Below are 20541 nucleotides of genomic sequence, written 5' to 3'. Positions count from 1 at the left end.
GGAATCCCTCATGGCAACCACCATCACCGTCAACCCGGATGCCCTCCAGCAAGCCGCATCGAAGCTCTCGCAGGACGGCATCGTTGTAGCGCAGCGAGTCAAGCGCGCCCGCATCAATCCGCGCAGCGACGTCGGCTCCTTCGGGCAGCCTGTGGAAAACATGCTGAAATCGCTGGATTCCGCGTTCCTTGAGACCGCGAGGAACCTGAATACGCAAAATCAGCAGATGTCGGATCTTCTGAAAAGCATCGTCTCCGAATTCCAGAAGATAGAAGAGAGCAGCATGGAAGTCATCAATAATCTCGATATTGAGGTAGAGAACGCATAGGGTTGCGGAGAAAAAAGAATGAAGAAGAAATTCTCTTTTCCGGTATGGGTATCGGCGGTTATCGGAGCAGTTGCATTGTTCTGTGCATCGCTGCCGGCAGTTGCGCAAGCCGATGACGGATTAAAGCTTTGTCATAACGGTGCGTTGACCACTCAGGCGCAGGTTGAGCAGTGCTCTGACTGGTACATCGATGATATGGGCGTGCGCGACGCATGGGCTGATGGCGTTACTGGTCAGGATGTGAAGGTTGCCGTCATCGATAACCAAGTGATATCCGATTATCCAGCTCTCGCTGATGCTGATATCAGCTACCATTTGTCGGGCGACCGGTTCCACCTGAATAAATCAGCCGGAACCGATGAGAATTGCTATTCAAAATCTGGCCAGTTGTTGATGGGGCCCTCTAAAGTGACGGCAAAAGCAGGGGAGAACCTTGACGATGAGGGGCAGGGAACGGTAATAACGCATGGCACGATGATGGCAGCATATATAGTGGGGAATGGAGAGGGATACGACGGCAATCGAGGAATTGCTGGAGTCGCTCCTCAGGCATCTGTCGACCATTATGCATCTTGGCCCTCAAGTCTAAGCGAAATATCTGTTGGGCTTACTGAATATTGCTATGTAGACGGTGCTCCGGATACGGAATATGATATTGACTATGGCGCTATTATAGCGTCGCAGCCAAAGATAATTAACATGTCTTATAACTCTGCAATATCAGATTCAGATGTAAAAGATTTTGTCGATGCCTTACGTCATGGAATCATAATGGTTTCTGGCAGGGCAAATGATACTACTCGTGGAAGCCTTGATTTGGTTGGAAACCCTTTCTCCAACAATTATTTTCCAGGTGTCGTTACCGTCAATGAAGTGAATTCAAGTGGGGAAATAGCTGCGGTATCTAATGTTGATGACGGTAATGTAGTTATTCTTTCCCCAGGCGATGAGGTGCTGGATAACAGCAATTCTGCAACGGATGCAACTTTTAATGCCGTGGGTTCAGGTGGCACCAGTACGGCGACGGCTATCCTTTCGGGTTATCTCGCTTTGGCGTGCCAGAAGTGGCCGAATGCGACCGGCAATCAGATTCTGCAGTCCTTGGTGCGCAACACGAAGGATAACGATACCGGCGAAGCCGTGCTGGATGAGACCCATTACCGCGGATTTGGGGAAGTTGATTTGACGAAACTGCTGTCGGTCGATCCGACGCAGTATCCCGATATCAATCCCATTCTTGAGCAGCAGGTCCTTCGTTCTGAGAAGCACGAGGAGACGAAAGGCATGTATCAGAAGGATGACTCGCTGCAGGCCTACCAAAACAAGGAAATCGATAATTTCGGCGGCGACTCGATATTAGTAAGCCCATCTGCGTATCTAATTGGTGAAGAGTATCAGCGTCAGGTGAATGCATGGAAGAAAGTCGAGCAGTGCCAAGCTGACGGTGGCGAGAATTGCATGCAGTATTCCGCTACTGCCACTGCAGATAAAACCTCCCAGACAACCTCTTCAACTTGGATAAACGATATCCGGTCGCAGGGCTTGCCTTTGCGTATATGGATTGCATTGGGAATCGTGTGCGCCGGATTGATTGCGGGGCTAGTGACTGTAATCGTCATATGCGTTAGCAAACGGCGCCGTTCACGTATTGCATCCGAGGCTCGCAGACCGTTGCCGCGATAGATACGGGAAAACAAAAACGACTGAAAAGGAGAAATCATGAAGACTGTCAGTGCAGAAGAACAACTGACTGAAATCGCCACCACAGAACCATGGGATATTAGCGTTCAGATTAAGGCGCTTAAGGAGATGCTGTCTGAATATACTGAGAATATTCAGGCAGTTAAATCTACCTGCGTGCGGTCAGATAATTTTAGCGGTGAAACAGCAGATCAAGTTTCGGCGCTGATGGAAAAAATTACGAATCAGTTCAATCCGGATGTATTTTATCGGGAGACAATAAAACCGGCGGAGAAGATTGTCGATCAATACAATGGCGCTATAGCGCGAGCCAAGAGCATTGAGCTTCCTGGTGATCATCTAGATGGAACGACGTCGGCATTGATTTCTGGTGCAGTGACGGCTGTGAACGTCTTAGTTCCGGCCTTGGGCTTGATTAGCGGGGTACAAGGGCAGGATGCCGTCGACATGATTAATGGCCAGTTGAAGGCAAAACGTGAAGAAGCGGCGCGAGAAGCCTATAAAAACATCACTGACAACTTGGTGAGAACTCTTCCTACGGATCAGAAACCCATTGAGTTGGTTGAGGTGCCGACCATTGCCATTACCGATGGGCCAACGGAGCCGCAAGGGCCGACCGATCCCTCGGATAGCAGCGAGACGCCGACACGGCAGAGCGATTCATGGATTGATTCGGGTAGCGGTGCTTGGACGGGTGCCGGGCTTGCCGGGGCTGCCGCCGTGACAGGAGCTGCGGCCTTGAAGTCGACCTCCTCGAAGGGGGCGGCTGTCTCGGGATCCGCTGGGCAGTCGGCGTCTTCGTCTGCGTCTGGGGCTTCTTCGACGCGAGCGGCTTCGGGCGCTGGATCGTATGCTTCCGGTTCGTATGCGGGCGCGTCGGGATCGTATGCGGGTTCTGGGTCGTATGCCGGTTCGGGTTCGTATGGATCTGGTTCGTATGGGTCTGGGTCGTATGGTTCGGGTTCGTATGCGGCTGGCGCTTCGACGGCTGCGGGCGATGACAGCTCGACGTCGGGGTATTGGTTCAACCCGCAGACCGGTCGCTGGGAGCCGCGGCGCAATGATACGGCGAGCGTGGATTCGGCGATGAGCGGCGGCTATTCGGTGGCTGGCGGCGTGGGCGCTTTGGGTTCGTCGGCGTTGGCTGGCGGCATGGCCGCGAAGGCGTCGGGCGCGTTCGGTTCGGGTTCGGGTCTTTCCGCTTCGGGGCTGTCGGCGTCTGGCTTGTCGGGCGCGGCGGCTTCGGGCGCGGCCGGGTCGGCGGCTGGCGTGTCGGGGTATGCGGCCGGGTCGTATTATGCGAATCCGGGCGTGGCGGGTACCGTGACGCCGGCGAGCTCGATCAAGGGCGCGCAGGGCATGGCCGCGGGCGCTGGCAAGGCGACGTCCTCGGCGTCGGGCAAGTCCTCGTCGTCTTCGACGTCGCCGATGATGACGCGTGGCGGCCAGGGCGGCTCGAAGGACGAGAAGAAGAAAAAGTACCGGATGGGGTACGTGGCTCCGGAGGTGGAGCCGTTCGATCCGTATGAGGGCAAGCCGCTGGGCATGATGGCCGGGCATGTCGTCGAGCCGGAGGAAGAGGAAGTCGTTGCGGAGAAGGCGGCGAAGAAGAAGAGGTGGTTCAGGAGGTGAGGTGAGCCCCTGCTGCGCAGGGGCTTGACCACCCCTCGGATCGCGGCTTCGCCGCTCTCCGATCCCCGCCAGCGGGGATGACCACCCACCAAAAACCGCTTCGCGGTTTTTGACTCCCGCCAGCGGGAGTGAGATAGGAAGGATTTTTGCTGTGGGATTTGCGCCTTTGAGGGGCAAAACCGGTGCCGGTGCCAGGAAAGCGGCGCCGGAAGCCCAAATCAATGAAACGCGCATGAAGCCGCCGAAAACGGACTATGGCGAGGTGACGCTGCAGGCGCCGCCGGAGCTGGAATCCAGCGACGGCATCAGCTCGCTGCTCACGTCGCTGGTGCCGCTGCTCGGCTCCGGCAGCGCGATCGTCATGACGCTGCTGAGCAACTCCGGCATTACCGGGCTGCTCACCGGCGGCATGTTCCTCGTGTCGTCGCTCGGCTTCGTCGCCGTCAACGGCATCCGGCAGCGTTCGCAGCGCATGGCGAATCTTAATTCATCGCGGCGCGAATACCTCGCCTATCTGACGAAGACCCGCAAAACCGTGCGCGCAGCCGGCGCTCGCCAACGCAACGCGGCGCTGTTCACGGCGCCCGCGCCCGATACGCTGCTGTGTCTGGCCGCGGAACCGGCCCGGCGCTGGGAACGCAAGCCTTCCGACGACGACTTCCTCGCCGTGCGTCTCGGTACCCGCGACGAAGACCTGAGCCTGAAACTCAAGGCTCCCGACATGCCGCCGGTCGACGCCCTCGACCCGGTATGCGCGTCGGCCGCGCACCGTTTCATGATGGCGCACCAGCGCATCTCCGGCATTCCCTACTCGGCGCGGCTGACCGACTACAAGCGCGTGGAGATCATGGGCGCGCGCAAACGCAAGCATGAGCTGCTCAACGCCATGCTGTGCCAGGCCGCGCTGTGGCACTCTCCGGAACACCTGCGCATCGCCGTGCTCACCACGTCGGCGTCGGTAGGGGAGTGGCAGTGGCTGGCCGCGCTGCCGCATGCGCTGACCGCCGACGCCCTCGGCAAGGAACGGCAGCTGGCGGCCGCCCCCGAAGACGTCATGCTGTTCACCAGCGTCAAGGAAGCGCAGGCGACGCTGAGCCGCGAACTGGGCTCCCGCGCCCGCTTCTCCGGTTCCAAAGGCGCCGGCGCGCCGCACTTCCTCATCGTCAACGACGGCTACGAGCGCGCCATGCTCGAGCAGAACGCGACGTTCTTCCCCGAATACGGCACCGAAGGCGTCACGCTGATCGACGCGCCGGAATACTGGGGCGACCTCGACGAGGCGCATGTGCTGCGCGTGCTGTTCGACAGCACCGTCGCCACCGAAGGGCTCAACGCCACGCGCGATACCGACGTCGAGACCATCGACCTCATTGAAAAGGGACACAAGCCGGTGAAGCTGCTGCCCGACATGATGCCGTCGTGCGGGGCGCTGAGCGTGGCGGAACGGCTGGCGCTCGCCTGGCAGGCGCGCGACGAGGAAGCCGTGCAGGAAGGCACCGGGGAAGAGCGCATCTCCTCGAAGCTGCCCGACCTGCTCGGCATCGACGACATCCGGCACATCGACTTTACGAAGAACTGGGCGCGGCGCGAAGGCAAGCAGCGCCTGCGCGTGCCGATCGGCCTGTACGACGACAAGTCCGTCGCCGTCATCGACATCAAGGCCATGGAGCAGCACGGCATGGGCCCGCACGGCGTGCTCGTCGGCGCCACCGGCTCCGGCAAGTCCGAAGTGCTGCGCACGCTCGTGCTCTCGCTCGCCCTCACCCACAGCCCCGAACAGCTCAACTTCGTGCTCATCGACTTCAAGGGCGGCGCGACGTTCGCCGGCATGGAAGGCATGCCGCACATTTCGTCGATCATCACCAACCTGGGGCGCGAAGCCTCGCTCGTCGACCGCATGGCCGACGCGCTGCAGGGCGAGATCACGCGGCGCCAGGAGCTGCTGCGCCAGGCCGGCAACTTCGCGAAGGTCGCCGACTACGAGGACGCGCGGCTCAACGGCGGCCGCAGCGACTTGAAGCCCTTGCCGGCGCTGTTCATCGTCGTCGACGAGTTCTCCGAACTGCTCTCCGAGCACCCTGACATCATCGAATCGTTCGTGCAGATCGGCCGCGTCGGCCGCTCGCTGGAAATCTATCTGCTGATGGCATCCCAGCGCCTCGAACAGGGTAAGCTGCGCGGCCTCGACTCGCACCTGTCGTACCGCGTGGGCCTCAAGACGTTCACCGGCGACGAATCGATGGCCGTGCTGGGCACGAAGGACGCGTTCACGCTGCCGAACCTGCCGGGCATCGGGTACCTGAAGACCCCCGACGGCACGATGAACCGGTTCCGCGCCTCGTACGTGTCCGGCGCGCTCGAAGGCAGCCGCGAAACGACGTTCAGCGTCGCCGTCGACCAGATGCGCGCCACCGGCTTCGCGCCCGCGCACAAGATCTGGCTCGACCCGCTCACCAAGCCGAACCCGCTCAACGACTTCCTGCCCGACCTGGCGGCAGGCGACGCGCACGGACTCGTGTCGGCCCGCTGGCACGACGCCGGGTTCAAGATCCCGGTCGGCATCATCGACAAGCCGCTCGAACAGCGCCGCGAAACGCTCGTGCTCGACATGGCCACGACCGCCGGCCACGTCGCGATCTGCGGCGCGCCGCTGAGCGGCAAGAGCACGTTCCTGCGCACGATCGTGTCGTCGATCGCGCTGACGCACGATCCGCGCGAAGCCCAGTGCTACATCCTCGACTTCGGCGGCGGCACGTTCGCCAGCCTCGCCTCGCTCAGCCACGTCGCCGGCCTGGCGATGCGGCGCGACGAGGAGAAGATCCGGCGCACGATCGCCGAAATCGAGAACATCCTGTCCGCCCGCGAACGCTTCTTCGTCGACCACGGCATCGACTCGATGGACACCTACCGCAAGCTGCGCGCGGCCGGCAAGGCCGACGACGGCTACGGCGACGTGTTCCTCATCGTCGACGGCTGGGGCACGATGCGCAGCGAATACGAGGACATGGAGCCGCGCGTCCAGCAGATCGTCGCGCGCGGCCTGGCCTACGGCGTCCACTTCGTCGTGTCGATGAACCGCTGGATGGAGCTGCGCGGGCAGATCGCCGACCTGATCGCCACGAAGCTCGAGCTGCGCCTGGCCGACGTGGGCGACTCGAAGATCCCCGGCAAGAAGGCCGCCGCCGTGCCGTCGATCCCCGGCCGCGGCATGCTGCCTGAAGGGCTGCACTTCATGGTCGCCGCGCCGCGCATCGACGGCAGCGACGACGCAACGACCTTGAGCGAAGGCACCGCCGCGATGGTCCAGCAGATCAACGCAGCCTGGCACGGCGGCGCCACGCCGAAGCTGCGGCTGCTGCCCTCCGAACTGGAATACGGCGCCTTCGCCGCCTCGCTCGCCAAGTCGGGCGCGGCAGCCAGGGCCGGCCAGCTCGCCCTCGGCCTCGACGAGGAAACGCTCACGCCGCTCGTCCACGACTTCAACGTGGAACCGCACATGTACATCTTCGGCGAGGCGCAGTCCGGCAAGTCGTCGTTCATCCGGCTGATGATCCGCGAAATCGAACGCAGCTATCCCGACGGCGGCGCGATGATCCTCGCCGCGGATCTGCGGCGCGCGAATCTCGGGCAGATTCCGCAACGCTACCTCGCTTCGTACATCACCAGCGAAGCGATGGCGCGCGACGAGTTCGAAGGGCTCGCGAACGTGCTCAAAACGAGGCTCCCCGGCCCCGACGTCACCGCCGAACAGCTGCGCGAGCGTTCGTGGTGGAAGGGACCGGAAGTATACGTGCTCGTCGACGACTACGACCTCGTCGCCACGAAGAGCGGCAATGCGCTGGCGCCGCTCGTGCCGTTCCTCGCGCAGGCCGGCGACGTCGGGCTGCACGTCATCGTCGCCCGGCGCACCGGCGGCGCCAGCCGTGCGCTGTTCGACCCCGTCCTCTCGGCGATGCAGGACCTGTCGATGCCGGGGCTGCTGCTGTCCGGCGACCCCAACGAAGGCCAGCTGATCGGCAAGGTGAAGGCGAAGCAGGCCAAGCCCGGCCGCGTGCAGGTCGTTACCCGCGACCGCGGGCTGTTCAACGCGCAGCTCGCCCACGCCGCCGAAACCCGGTGAGCGCAACCCGATGAACGAAATCCGATGAACGAAATCCGATGAACGAAATCCGATGAACGAAACCCGATGAACGGAATCTGACGAACGTTCGCAACAGGAGAGAATCTTGGCTAATAAAAAGGACCTTGCCGAAGCGGAACGCTACTCGCGGCGCCGGCTGCTCACCGCGTTCGCGAGCGGCATTCCCGACGACGTCGAGCTCGAGCCGAAGAACAACAAGATGCCGGTGGCGGTCGGCATCGCGCTGACCGTCGTCATCGTCATCGTCAGCGTGTTCTACGGCGTGCTCAAGCCGTCGCTGCCCGACGACTGGGACAACAACAAGCTCATCGTCGCCAAGTCGTCGGCCGCGCGGTACGTGAGCGAAAACGGCACGCTGCACCCGGTCATCAACGCCGTCAGCGCGCGGCTGGCGATACCGTCCGAGGATTTCGAGGTCATCAGCGTGTCCGACGACCAGCTCGCCGGCATCCCGATCGGCTCGACGATCGGGATTCTCGGCGCGCCGGATTCGCTGGCCACCAGCGAGAACCTCGTGTCCGGATACATGTCCAGCTGCGCGGGGGAGGCGACGCTGGCCAACTCGATCGCCGCCGCCAAGCCGGCCGGCATTGCTTCGAGCGGTACCGGAGCGGTCGTGCACAACGGGGACGCATACTACCTGGTCAACGGCGGCAAGCGGTACGCGCTGCCGGGCGACGCCAACGAACGCGACGCGTTCCTGCGCGCGTTCGGGCTCGCGCAGAGCGGCGACCATCCGGTGCCGGTGCAGTGGCTGAACCTGTTCGCCAACGGCGGCGACATCGCCAGGATCTCGCTGGACGGGGAAGGCAAGGCCGTCGCCGGAACGTCGCTGCACATTGGCGACGTCATCGCGGCGAAGGAGAACAGCGCGGCGAAGTACGTCGTCACGTCCGCCGGTACCGTCGCCGCCGTCAGCGACTTCGAATACTCGCTGTACGCGGTCGGGCGCACGGCCGCGCAGACGACGCCGCAGCTCGTCGACGTCGCCGCGATGCAGGGGTTCACGAACGCGAAGGCGCCGCTCGTGCCGCAGGGCTGGCCGTCGGGGACGCTCGAGACGATCGACGGCGGCGCGCAGCCGTGCGCCGTGCTGCCGATGCAGGCGGCGGACGGGGTCAAGCCGGCGGATAGCGTGATGCTTGCTTCGTCGGGTTCCTCTGGGTCCGGTTCCCCCGGGTCCGGTTCCTCTGGCTCTGGTTCCGGTTCCTCCAATGGTTCCGGTTCCTCTGGAAACGGCGTGTCGGGGAACTCGAGCCAGGATTCTGGTTCGTCGAGCGGGTCGGGTTCCTCCGGGAGCGGCGTGTCGGGGAACTCGAGCCAGGATTCTGGTTCCTTGAGTGGGTCGGGTTCCTCTGGGAGCGGCGTGTCGGGGAACCGGACCCAAGATTCTAGTTCCTCGAGCGGGTCGGGTTCCTCTGGGGACGGAGGGACGCTGGACGTTACCACTGCCGTCAGCGGAGGGCAGGGGGCGCTTGTGCGGGCGGCGACCGGGGGCGACACGACGCAGGGCGCCGTGTTCGCCATCGACTCGACCGGCACCGCGTACCCGATTCCCGACGCCGGCGACGAGGTGCTCGCGCGGCTCGGCTACGGTTCCGGCGACGTCGACAGCATTCCGCGGGCGTGGATCGACATCTTCCCCTCCGGCGTCGAACTGAGCGTCGCCGCAGCCGGCGCGGCGCCTTCCGCGGCGTCGTCGGTCGCCGCCGCCGCTTCGGTTTCTTCTTCCTCTTCTGAATCTTCTTCCTCCTCTTCGGAATCTTCTTCAGATTCGGCGGGGAAATCTTCCTCCTCTTCGGCGGCGGTGGACGCTTCGGTGGACGGGGACGCTACGGAAGCGTGCCAGGTCGGGGACATGCACAAGGAGACGACTCAGCCGTGGACGAGCGCGCTGTTCGATCTTGATTCGCTGCACGAAACGGCGACCGGCGCGGGCGTAACGGTCGCCGTCATCGATTCCGGCGTCGATACCGCCAACGAGCATCTTGCCGGCGCCGTCGTGTCCGGCAAGACGTACGTCGATGGCGACAAGTCGGACGGGACCGTCGACGAATACAAGCACGGCACCGCCGTCGCCGGCATCATCGCGGCGCGGCCGGTGGACGGCTCGTCGGTCGTCGGCGTCGCGCCGGAAGCGACGATCCTTCCGGTGCGCGTGTACGCGTCGATCTCATCGTCTGACGGGAAGGAAACCGGCGGACCGACGATGCAGGACATTGCGGCGGCGACCAAATACGCCGTCGACCGGGGCGCGAAGGTCATCAACATTTCGATGGGCGACGACACCGAATCGATTGCGATGCAGGAAGCCGTGTCGTACGCGACGCAGCACGGGGCGCTGATCGTCGCCAGCGCCGGCAACCGGCAGACGGCGTCCAATACCGCCGACAGCGTGCGGTATCCGGCGATCTACGAGGGCGTCGTCGGCGTGACGGCCGTCGACACCACGCTCGCCGCCACCGACGATTCCATCCACGGCGCGCAGGTCGACGTCGCGGCGCCCGGGCAGAGCGTGGCGACGACGGCGCCGGGGGCGATGGATTGCGTGTACGCCAACGACGCGGCCGCCTCCAGCTTCGCCACCGCGTATGTCAGCGGCGTCGCGGCGCTGATCGCGGCCGCGTACCCGAACGAGACGCCGGCACAGTGGAAGGAGCGGATCGTCGCGTCCGCCAACCGTTCGTCGCTCGACTCGCGCACCGACGAGCTCGGGTGGGGTCTGGTCGATCCGCAGTCGGCGCTGGCGATGACGCTTGGCGGGGGTTCTGGTTCGTCGAGCGGTTCGGGTTCCTCGAGCGGTTCTGGTTCCTCGAGCGGTTCCGGTTCCTCGGATGGCAGGGCCGTGACGGCGCTGCGCGGGCCGGTGGCCGCGTCCTCCGCGATTGCGTACGCCACGTCGTCGGCTTCTTCGGGCCTGACGGTGGCGAATGCGGGGGTTGACGGGACGGAATCCTTGGCCTTGAAACCGGCGACCGACGCCAACGGAACGCTGAAAACGCTCGTCGGCATCGCGCTCGTCGTCGTGTGCACGGTAGCCGGCGTCTGCGTCGTGCGCTTCCTACGCAAAACCTACCCGGCTCCTCCGCGCCGCAGCCGCTAGGATGGTGGGCATGGGTGTTGATGGGGTTGAAACGGCGCAGGTCAAGGAACTGGTGGCGACCGGAGCAGGGGCCAAGACGCGGCTGCTGGCGGGGGCGCCTTGCAGCGGGAAGACGGAAGCGGCGTTCCGGGCGATGCGGGAAGCCATCGGGCGGTGCGGGGAATCTCGGGTCGCGATGGCGGTGGCGAACCGGCAGATCGCCGACGCGCTGTCGGACCGGCTGATCCGCGAACTCGGCGTCGTCTCGCAGGCGCGGCCGGTGACGACGCTCAACGCGCTCGCCTTCCGCCTGGTAACCGACTACGGGAACGCGACTGGCAAGAAGCCGCCGCGCCTGATCAACGGCGCCGAACAGGACATGCTGCTGCGGCGCGTGCTGGCAGCGCACGTCGCGGAAGCCGAACGTGGCGACGATTGCGCGACGTGCCGGCTGCTGCGCGACTATTTCGCCACCGATTCGTGGGGCGCCATCGTCTGCGACGGTACTGGCAGCGCTGCCGGCGCCGGACGGGCGCAAGGAAGCGGGTTCCAGGCCCGTGGAAACCGTAGCGGTCCCGGGGAACCGGACGGGAACCGGCCCGCGGCCACGCAGCCGGCTACCAGCGCGGCGCGGTTTGCGGACGGAATCAACGCGTCGTTCATCGACCAGCTGCGCGACATGATCGCGCGGCTCAACGAATCTGGAACCGACGGCTCGCGCGAGGATGCGCTGCTTGCCGCCGTCGGCAACGCCGGGCTGCGCGGCGACCGCCTGAAGATCCAGTGGCGGCTTGCGTTCGCGCTGCGGCGCGAATACGAAGCGCTCGTGCAGCGCACGTTCCCGGGGGAGTACCGGCTCGATTCGTCGCAGCTGCTCGCCGAAACGGCGCGGATGGTGCGCAACCACGCCGGCGAGGGGGCCGGAACGCTGGCGGCGTGCCTGCCGCGGGTGCTCGTCGTCGACGATTTCCAGGACATCACGCTCGCCGGATTCGCGTTCCTCGAGGCGCTGCACGGCGCCGGAGTCGAGCTCGTGCTCGCCGCCAACGCCGACGAATCGGTGCAGACGTTCCGCGGTTCGTACCCGGAGCACCTGATTGCGCAGGCGCAGCGGCGGCTCGGCGCCGACGTGCTGCGGCTGCCCTACCGTCCTTTCGTAACGAGGAAGGAAGATTCCCGCAGTGCGGGTAGGGAAGGGAACGCAAGCGGCGGTCCCTACGGCAATAATGCCGCTAATAATAAGGAGTCTGTGAACCCCGGGGAAAACGGGGAGGGGAACGCGAGCGGGGAATCTCGGGAAAGCGGCGCGGCGGAACGCGAATCGCGGCGCGAGACGGTGCAGCGGCTGCGGGAAATGGTGGCGGACGAAGAGATCCGCTCGCGCGGCGGCGAGATTCTGGACGACGAGGAACCGACGTATCTGGAGACGCTGGCGGCGCGCGTCAGCCTGTCCATTCCTTCGGCGGAAGGTGGCGACGTTCCGCTCGTCAAGCGGCCCGGGAAGATGCCGGCGTTCGACGGCGCGTATCCGCTGCGCGCGCTGGCGCCGGCCGACCCGCGGCTGGCGGACGGCACCGTGCGCACGGCGCTGTACCGCAGCGGGCGCGACGAAATGGACGACGTCGCCTGGCAGGTCAAGACGCTGCATCTTGATCCGCAGAGCCCGCGGCAATGGAACGACATGGCGATCATCAGCCACGACAACGCGCTGATCCGCGAGCTGGGGGAGCGGCTGCGGCGCGACGGCGTGCCGGTACGCTACTCGTCGGTGACGCGGCCGCTGATCGAGGAGCCGTTCGTCGAGGGGCTGTTCGCGCTGATCGAGCTCGCCGAACTGCGCAACGCCGGCTTCGAGGGGCGGCTGGAGCCGCTCTCGCGCACCGCCGCGTACGTGCGCAGCCGCGTGCAGATGGTCGCCGACAGCGGCCTCGTGCCGGCGGAAACGTCGGCGTTCGACGAAGACCGGCCGGTGCGGATGGACGGGGTGAAGGCGGCGCTCGAATCTTTGGGAGCGCTCGAAGGCGTGCTCGACGAGACCGGCGACGTCGCGCTCGGCTCCGACGCGCCGCTCGCGCAGCTGGGCGCGGGGTGGGACGCGTTCAAGCGGCGCATCATCGGCTCGCGGCATGCGGCGGAGGGCGACGGGGCTGGCGGTGGCGACGGTGCTGGCACTGCCGCTGGTGACGGCGATGGTGCCGGCGATGGTGCAGGCGATGGTGCAGGCGGTTTCGGTGGTGGTGCGGGTGCGCAGATCGTGACCGATGACCGGCTCATCGACGTCGATACGCAGGATGACGACATGCCGTTCGGTGCCGACGCGCTGCTGCTGATGCTGGCGGAAGACGGGGCGCCGGCGGTGCAGCGGATGCTCGCGGAGGTTGCGGGGCTCGGCGACGGCGAAGACGGTGAGGAAAGCGGCGCTGGAAACGGCACGGAAAGCGCCGGCAGCAAGCATGGCGCGAACGCTGGGCGTTCCGGGCGCACGGGGAACGCGAACGTTCGGGCGTTTCTGGCAATCTGGAAGAAGGTGGACAAGATTGCGGCGACGCTGCGCTCGCAGCGCGACCAGGCGCCGGCGTTCGCGCTCGAGGCGGCGTGGCTTGCCTGCGACGTCGCCGGCCGCTGGCAGCGCAAGGCGCTGTACAACACCGCCGCCGGCCGCGACGCCAACGACCGGCTCGACATCGCGATGCGGCTGTTCGAATACGCCGGGTCGTTCACCGATGCGACGACGATCGACGGCTTCATCGCGCAGGTGCGGCAGCTGCAGATCGAAGCGGATTCGCTCGCCAAGGTCGCGCCGGTCGACCAGGCCGTGACGCTGACGACGCCGGCCGGCGCGGCTGGACGGCACTGGCCGCTCGTGTGGATTCCCGGCGTGCAGGAAGGGACGTGGCCGAATCTCAAGCAGCGCAACACGCTGTTCGGCGGCGAGGATCTCGTCGACGTCGAACTGTACGGCACGGCGGAATCGCTCGGCGAGACCGGCGGCGCGGCGGCGCGCTACTTCGGCGAGGGGCGGCGGCGCGAAACGCTCGCCAACGAACAGAAAGGGTTTCTCGTCGCGCTCACCCGCGCCAGCGAGCAGGTGCGGCTGAGCGCGGTGCTCGACGACGACGCCGCCCCATCCGATTTCCTCTATACGTATGTGCCGGAACGTTTCAGCCGCGAACGCGACGCCGACGAAACGGCGCGCGAGTACAGCGCGCCGGGCGACGGCGACGGCGCGCTCGACGTCGACGTGCGCGGGCTGGTGGCGCTGTGCCGGCGCACGCTGCTCGAAGCGGCGCCCGGCTCCGCGGCTGCCCAAGACGCGGCGGCGACGCTCGCGCTGCTCGCCGACGCCGGCGTCGACGAAGCGCGCCCCGAGGAATGGAATTTCATTATCCAAGATTCAGGTGCCGCGGCTTCGGTAAAAGCTCCGGTTCCTCAACACGCCGTTTCCGGAGGAACCGGATCCAATCTTTCCCGGGGTGGGGAAGGTCGGGTTCCTCAACACGCCGTGAGTGGAGGAACCGGATCCAATCTCTCTGGGGATGTGGGAGGTTCGGTTCCCGCGGCTTCGGGTTCCTCTGGCGCGGTTGCGATGGCTCCGGTTCCTCAACACGCCGTTGCGGGAGGAACCGGACCCAATCTTTCCCGGGGTGGGGAAGGTCGGGTTCCTCAACACGCCGTGGGCGGAGGAACCGGACCCAATCCCTCCGGGGGTGGGGAAGGTCGGGTTCCTCAACACGCCGTGGGCGGAGGAACCGGAAGCACGCAGGCTGCAAATGGAGGCCGCGCTGGGAAAGGGGCCGGGACGACGGGGCAATCTCGGACCCTGGAAAACGGCGGGGAGATGGTGGTGACGCTGTCGCCGTCGCAGGTGGACGCAATCTGGGGGTGCCCGGTGTGCTGGATGATGGAGCGGCGCTTCGGCGGTCCGCAGGCCGGCAGCGTCGACGCGTCGTACGGAACGATTATCCACGCGGTGGCGCAGTTCGCCGTTGAGGAAGGTCTTGACAAGCCCGACTTCATGGCCGGCGAACCGCTCGATGCGCGGGTCGAAGGAGTTGAGAAGCGTCTTGTCGGCTATTACGAAACGATGCGGATCGATCCGGCGTCGGTCGACGGCGCCGACCAGCGGTTCAAGGCGATGGACAAGGACGAGAAGACGCTGGGGATGCTGCACGCGATGGCGAAGTATTTCGTAAACGTCAACGACGCCGGGTACGAGTCGGTCAGCGTGACGGCGCCGGGAACGTACGTCTCGAGCGCTGCCGAAGAGCAGTTCTGCGGGCTGTTCTCGCTCGACGACATCGCGGCCGCATACAACGCGATTGGCGACGTGACGCCGGTGGGCGCCGACGACATGGCGGCGCTGCTCGGGTTCCTCGTCGGCGGCTGGCCGGAGGAGTTCCGCGAACATATGACGCGGCTGAAGGTGCGGCTGACGGGGCGGATCGACCGCGTCGAACGGCGGCAGGGGAAGAACGGCCGGTTCGTGCGGCTCATCGACTTCAAGACCGGCGAGAAGCCGCCGACCGGAGCCGAGCAGTTCCAGGACCTGCAGCTGGCGTGCTATCAGCTGGGGCTGTGCTTCCCGGAAGGGCGGCGGCGCGGGGCGTCGGGTTCCTCGTCGGCGGCCTCGGCTCAGGCGGGGGTGCCGGCTCAGGCGGGGGTGCCGCCGATGCTGGCAATGCCAACGATTGCGCACAGCGAGCTGTTCTACGTCGCCAAACACGACTGGCCGGCGGCGCGCGGCGCGAAGGCCGAAACGTATTACCAGCAGCCGCTGCTCGTCGACGGCGCCATCAACGCGGGGCAGTACCATTCGCGGCCGTACATAGCGAGTCTGGACAAGGTGTTCCCGATGGAGCTGCCGACGGAAGCGCCGGCCGGCGTGCGCGAAGAGGTGTGGCGGGACGTGCTGGGGCTGCGGGGAACGCTGGCCGTATGGTCGCTGACGATGATCGGGCGCGTCTTCTACGCGGGGGCGGCGAGCCGGTCGTCGTCGATCGTGGCGCGGCCGTCGAAACAGCATGTGCAGTACTGCTCCAGCAATCCGAAGAAGTCCGGCGTGTGCCCGGCGTGCGCGGGCGAGCAGGTGACGGTGCTCGGCATACAGGAGAACGGGGAAGGAGTCTCGGCATGAGCGCAAAGAAGACGCCGTCGGCGGAACAGCAGGCGATTATCGACGCGCCGCTGGGCGACGACATCCTCGTCGTCGCCGGCGCGGGGTCGGGCAAGACGTTCACGATGACCGAGCGGATCATCCATATGATCGAGCGCGGCGTGCCGGCGGAGAAGATCCTCGGCCTGACGTTCACGCGCAAGGCCGCGTCCGAGCTGCTGTCGCGCGTCACCGCGGCCGTCGCTGCGAACCGGAAGGCGGCGGGGGAGTTCGGCGGCTCGACGCGGCTCGGTGGCGGCGCTGAAAACGTTGGCAACGCTGGGAACGCTGAAAACGCTGGCAACGCTGGAAATGCTGAAAACGTTGGCAGTTCCGGGGATGCAGCCAGCGCGGCGGAAGCGTTCATGAAGCCGGAAGTGCAGACCTACGACGCGTTCTTCCAGGGCATCGTGCGGCAGTACGGGCTGCTTGTCGGCTTCGACCAGAATACGCAGCCGCTGAGCGACGCCGGCGCCAAGCAGCTCATCGCAACCGTTCTCGACGACAATATGGACCTGCTGTTCGGGCGCGATTTCGAAGTCGGCGCGTTCTCGGCGCTCGTCGGCGACGTCTATGCGCTGTCGAACGATATCGCCAACTCGATGATCGGCGGCGATTGCGGCACGTTCGAGGAGGCGGCGGCGCGGATTCATGCGTGGGACCGCGGGTTCCTCGAGTATCTTGACGCGGTCATCGGCGAGGATGCGGTCGCCGGCAGCGCCGGCGTGACGAAAAAGCCAGACCCCGGGAAGGGAGACTACGAGAAGAAGCTGCAGCGCTGGGCGGAGCGGAATCTGAAGAAAGCGCCGCAGATCGCCGCGTCGAACGCGGCGGCGATGCGCGACGCCACGAAGCGGCGCGAATTGCTGCTGGATCTCGCCGAACGGTTCACGCAGGCCAAGCGCGAGCGGCACATGGCGGAATTCTCCGATTTCACCGTCGCCGCCTACCAGCTGCTGACGCGGTTCCCGTCGATCGGCGCGAAGTACCGGCGGCAGTATTCGCATGTGCTGCTCGACGAATACCAGGACACGAGCACGACGCAGGCGGCGCTGCTGGCGTTGCTGTTCCATCCGGGAGAGGGATCCGCGGACGGCGGCGGCTTCTCTGGCGGCGGGTATGCAAACGTTGGCACGGAACGCAGCGCGGTATGCGCGGTAGGCGACCCGTTCCAGTCAATCTACGCGTGGCGCGGCGCCTCGCCGGGCGCGTTCCGCCTGTTTGCCCGAGATTTCGAACTGCCGGCCGGCTACCGGCCGCTGCCGATCACCGTCACGCGGCGCAATTCGAAGACGGTGCTGGAAGCGGCGAACAACCTTACCGAAACGCTGCGGCGCCGGCCGCGGCGCGAAAGCAGCTCGCTGATGCGCGAAGTGGACGTCGCGCCCCTGGCGACGGTGCCGAACGCGCCGGAAGGAACGCTCGGCGTGCTCGGGTTCGCGACGGTCGGGCTGGAGGCCGACGGCGTCGCGCGGTTCGCGCAGGAAGCGCTCGCGCAGCGGCGGCTGCGGATCGCGGCGGGGGAGGAACGCGACGAGCCGGGCGCGCCGGTGGCCGTGCTGTTCCGCTCGAAGAAGCTGATTCCGATCTTCGCCCGCGCGCTCGAGGAACGCGGGCTGAAGGTGCAGGTCGTCGGGTATTCGGCGCTGCTCGAGCGGCCGGAAGTGCGCGACGTGCTCGCGCTGCTCGCCGTCGTCGCCGACCATGCCGATTCGCTGTCGCTGATGAGGCTGCTCGCCACGCCGCGTTTCGGCATCGGCGCAGACGACTTGGAGCGGCTCGCGAAGCTGGCGGCGCGCGAAAACGAAACGTACCAGTTCCAGATGCTCGTGCAGGCCGGGCTTGCCGACCCGGACGCGGGGGACGCTGAACGGCGCGCGGCCATCAAGGAACACCGCAACCGGCTGCCGAACGCGATTTTCCTCATCGACCTGATGATGGACGAGGGGTTCGAAGCGCTGATTGACGGGGCCGATGGCGGTGACGGCGACGACGGTGCTGGAAGCGGCAACGGCGCAAGCCGTAACGGGAGCGGCAATGGCAGCCGCGGCGCAAGCGGCGGCTTCACGCCGGCGGGGCGCGCGGCGTTCAAGCGCGCGTCGCGGATGCTGCGGGAAGCGCAGAACGGCACGGCCGGCTCGCTCGCCGCAGCCGTGCGCCGCGCCGCCGAAGCGCTCGATATCGACATCGACGTCGCGGTCGCCGGCGCGCTCAATGCTGCAAACGGTGGCAGCGCTGCAAACGTGGGCGGCGGCAACCCTATCGACGCGGTGCTGGGTCTCGTCAATGCGTACGTGCAGGAGATGGCCGGCATGGTCACGCCGACGCTGCGCGGGTTCCTCGCGTGGGTCGACGACCTGAAGAACGTGCCGGATGATGCGCTGGCGACGCTGCAGGACGAAGGCGCCGACGTCGTGCTGATGACGGTGCACCAATCCAAGGGCCTCGAATGGGACGCCGTCGCCGTGGTCGGCCTTGAAGCGCGGAACTTCCCCAGCAGCCAGGGTGACAATCTGACGGTGGAAACGGTGGGGTACTTGACCGATCCGTTCGCCGAGACCTTCGGCGAGCAGCTTCGCGCCGCCCGACGCGAGGAACCGCAATCCCCTGAATCTCCCACCCCTGCTTCCGGTTCCTCCGCCGACGGCGTGTCGGGGAACCCGAGCCGGGAAGAACCCGGCGCAGCTGGGTCCGGTTCCTCTGAAGGCGGCGTGTCGGGGAACTGGAACGAGGAGTGGAAGGAAATCTGGGATGAGACGTTCGGGTTGCCGCCGACGTATGGCGAGGCGTGGCGGCGCCCGGAGTATGAGGAGACGGCGACGACGTGGCTGACGACGCCGACGGCGGTGCCGGTGCCGGTGCGCGTCGACGCGGCGATCCTGCCGCGCTTCCCGCACACGGCGCCGGTGGACATCGACCCGGTGACGATGCTCAAGGATCTTCCGGCGGACGCGACGCTGCTCGACGACGAAGTCTTCGGCACGCTGCGCGAGCCGGCGAGCATCGCCAACGGCGAGCCGGACGCGTGGCTGCAGCGCTTCCCGACGCAGTGCGAGGAAACCGGCACGCGGCTGCACGCCGACGAGCGGCGCCTGATGTACGTCGCGCTCACCCGCGCCAAGTACGACGCGCTGCTGGCGTACAGCGAAACGGCGGAAGAGGGCCGCTCGGTCGACGTCGCGTACGCGCCGGGCAAACGCAGGCGCGAACCGTCGGATTTCTGGGTCGAAACGTTCGAATCGATGCGGTTCCATCGCGGCGTCGACTCGGCCGGCCGGCCGGTGGCGCCGGTGAACATGCCGGGAAATCTCGGGCAGCCGTTGCCGAGCGCCCCCGTTCCGTACGGCTACTTCATCGGCGAGGCCGCGCAAGGCTACTGCGACGCCGTCATCGGCGGCGCGTGGAACGAGCCCATCCAAGATTCGGGCGACGCCTCCAATCACCTGCCGTGGCCATGCCCGCTGCCAGCGGAGACGGGGAACCGGCTCGCCGCCTCCGCTCGCGCCGCCGCTTCCGGTTCCTCGGCGGGAGGGACGCTGCTGCAGAAGGCGCGGCGGCTGCTGATGGACCGCGATCTGGCGCCGGCGCGGGCGCAATCCGAAGCCGCGCTCGACCGGGACGTCGAGCGCAAGGCGGCGGCGGTGCTCGGCAAGCAGCGCACGACCGTCACGACGCTGCAGGCGCATTCGGGAGACCTGGGTGAAGCCGAGCGCGCCGAATATTTCCGCGGGGTCGTGCGGCCGGTGCCGCGGGTCTCGTCGGCAGCGGCCTCCGCCGGCACGCGGCTGCATGCGTGGGCGCAGCGGTATTTCGAGGCCGGCGATCCGGACGCGCTCGTCAGCCGCGAGGCGATGGAAGCGCAGGTGCGCGCCGAAGCGGGGGCGCAGCGTTCTAGCCGCCACAGCCAGCAAACGCAAGCAGCCCAAGCGACCGAAGGAACCGAAGCGGCGCCGGCGACCCGCGAACAGGCACGGGAAACGCAGTGGAAGGAGCGGCTCATCGGGTCGCGGTGGGCGCAGCGGGAGCTGGCGTGGGCCGAACGGTCCATCGTCATGGCGCTCGAGGTGCCCGGCGCCAGCGGCGCCGCCACGCTCGTCGTTCCCGGGAAGCTGGACGCGGTGTTCCGGGGCGGACTGGACCCGGCCGACGAATCCAAGACCTTTACGATCGTCGACTGGAAAACGGGGCGCAAGCCACGCGAGGCGGCCGATATCGAAACGAAGCTGCGCCAGCTCGACTACTACCGTCTGCTGTTGGCCAGAATCGAGGGGGTTCCGCTGGAAAGTATCGACGCTACGCTCTACTATCTGAGTGAGGCTGACGAAGCCGCCCGCGAGCTGCACGCCCGCGGCAAGACGGAAGCGCAGATCCTGGCCGAACTGGCCGGCGGCGTTCCGCGAATCTCAGACGACGACTGACGGCACGGCGCTGCCAGCGGCACGGGCCGCGAAAGCGCCGCGGCGTGGGGGAACGCACCGCGCCGCTCAGCCGTGCTTGAACGCACA

At 66.0% G+C, this 20541-nt stretch carries 7 protein-coding genes and 1 pseudogene; all 8 read left to right on the top strand.

From position 1 onward, the window contains the following. Window positions 1-10 precede the first annotated feature (10 nt). Window positions 11-328 carry a hypothetical protein gene (locus AC1AXT_RS05210; RefSeq protein ID WP_476541312.1) on the top strand — a complete coding sequence of 106 codons (318 nt, stop codon included), beginning with the start codon at window positions 11-13 and terminating at the stop codon, window positions 326-328. 18 nt (window positions 329-346) lie between these two features. Further along, on the top strand, window positions 347-2011 hold the full coding sequence (locus tag AC1AXT_RS05205; protein ID WP_476541310.1) for a S8 family serine peptidase: 1665 nt from the start codon (window positions 347-349) through the stop codon (window positions 2009-2011). Window positions 2012-2767: 756 nt separating this feature from the next. Further along, window positions 2768-3661 (top strand): hypothetical protein, encoded by an 894-nt coding sequence (locus AC1AXT_RS05200; protein WP_476552988.1) that lies wholly within the window; start codon window positions 2768-2770, stop codon window positions 3659-3661. A gap of 232 nt (window positions 3662-3893) precedes the next feature. After that, entirely contained in the window at window positions 3894-7781 is a 3888-nt protein-coding gene (gene eccCb / locus AC1AXT_RS05195) for a type VII secretion protein EccCb (protein WP_476541307.1), read from the top strand. A gap of 106 nt (window positions 7782-7887) precedes the next feature. Beyond that, complete coding sequence (locus AC1AXT_RS05190) at window positions 7888-10905, top strand: type VII secretion protein EccB (RefSeq protein WP_476541305.1); 3018 nt, start codon at window positions 7888-7890, stop codon at window positions 10903-10905. Between the two features lies 1 nt (window position 10906). After that, a pseudogene (locus AC1AXT_RS05185) lies at window positions 10907-11983 on the top strand (UvrD-helicase domain-containing protein); the annotation flags it as partial. Between the two features lie 1590 nt (window positions 11984-13573). Further along, window positions 13574-16018, top strand: a complete 2445-nt coding sequence (locus AC1AXT_RS05180) for a PD-(D/E)XK nuclease family protein (RefSeq protein WP_476552995.1) — start codon at window positions 13574-13576, stop codon at window positions 16016-16018. Next, complete coding sequence (locus AC1AXT_RS05175; protein ID WP_476562795.1) at window positions 16015-20454, top strand: ATP-dependent DNA helicase; 4440 nt, start codon at window positions 16015-16017, stop codon at window positions 20452-20454. Before AC1AXT_RS05180 ends, AC1AXT_RS05175 begins: the two co-directional genes overlap by 4 nt. Window positions 20455-20541 lie beyond the last annotated feature (87 nt).

This window comes from Bifidobacterium sp. LH_450, from assembly GCF_056356715.1.
Note: the sequence above shows the minus strand (reverse complement) of the source record. Positions and strands in the feature narration are given on the sequence as shown.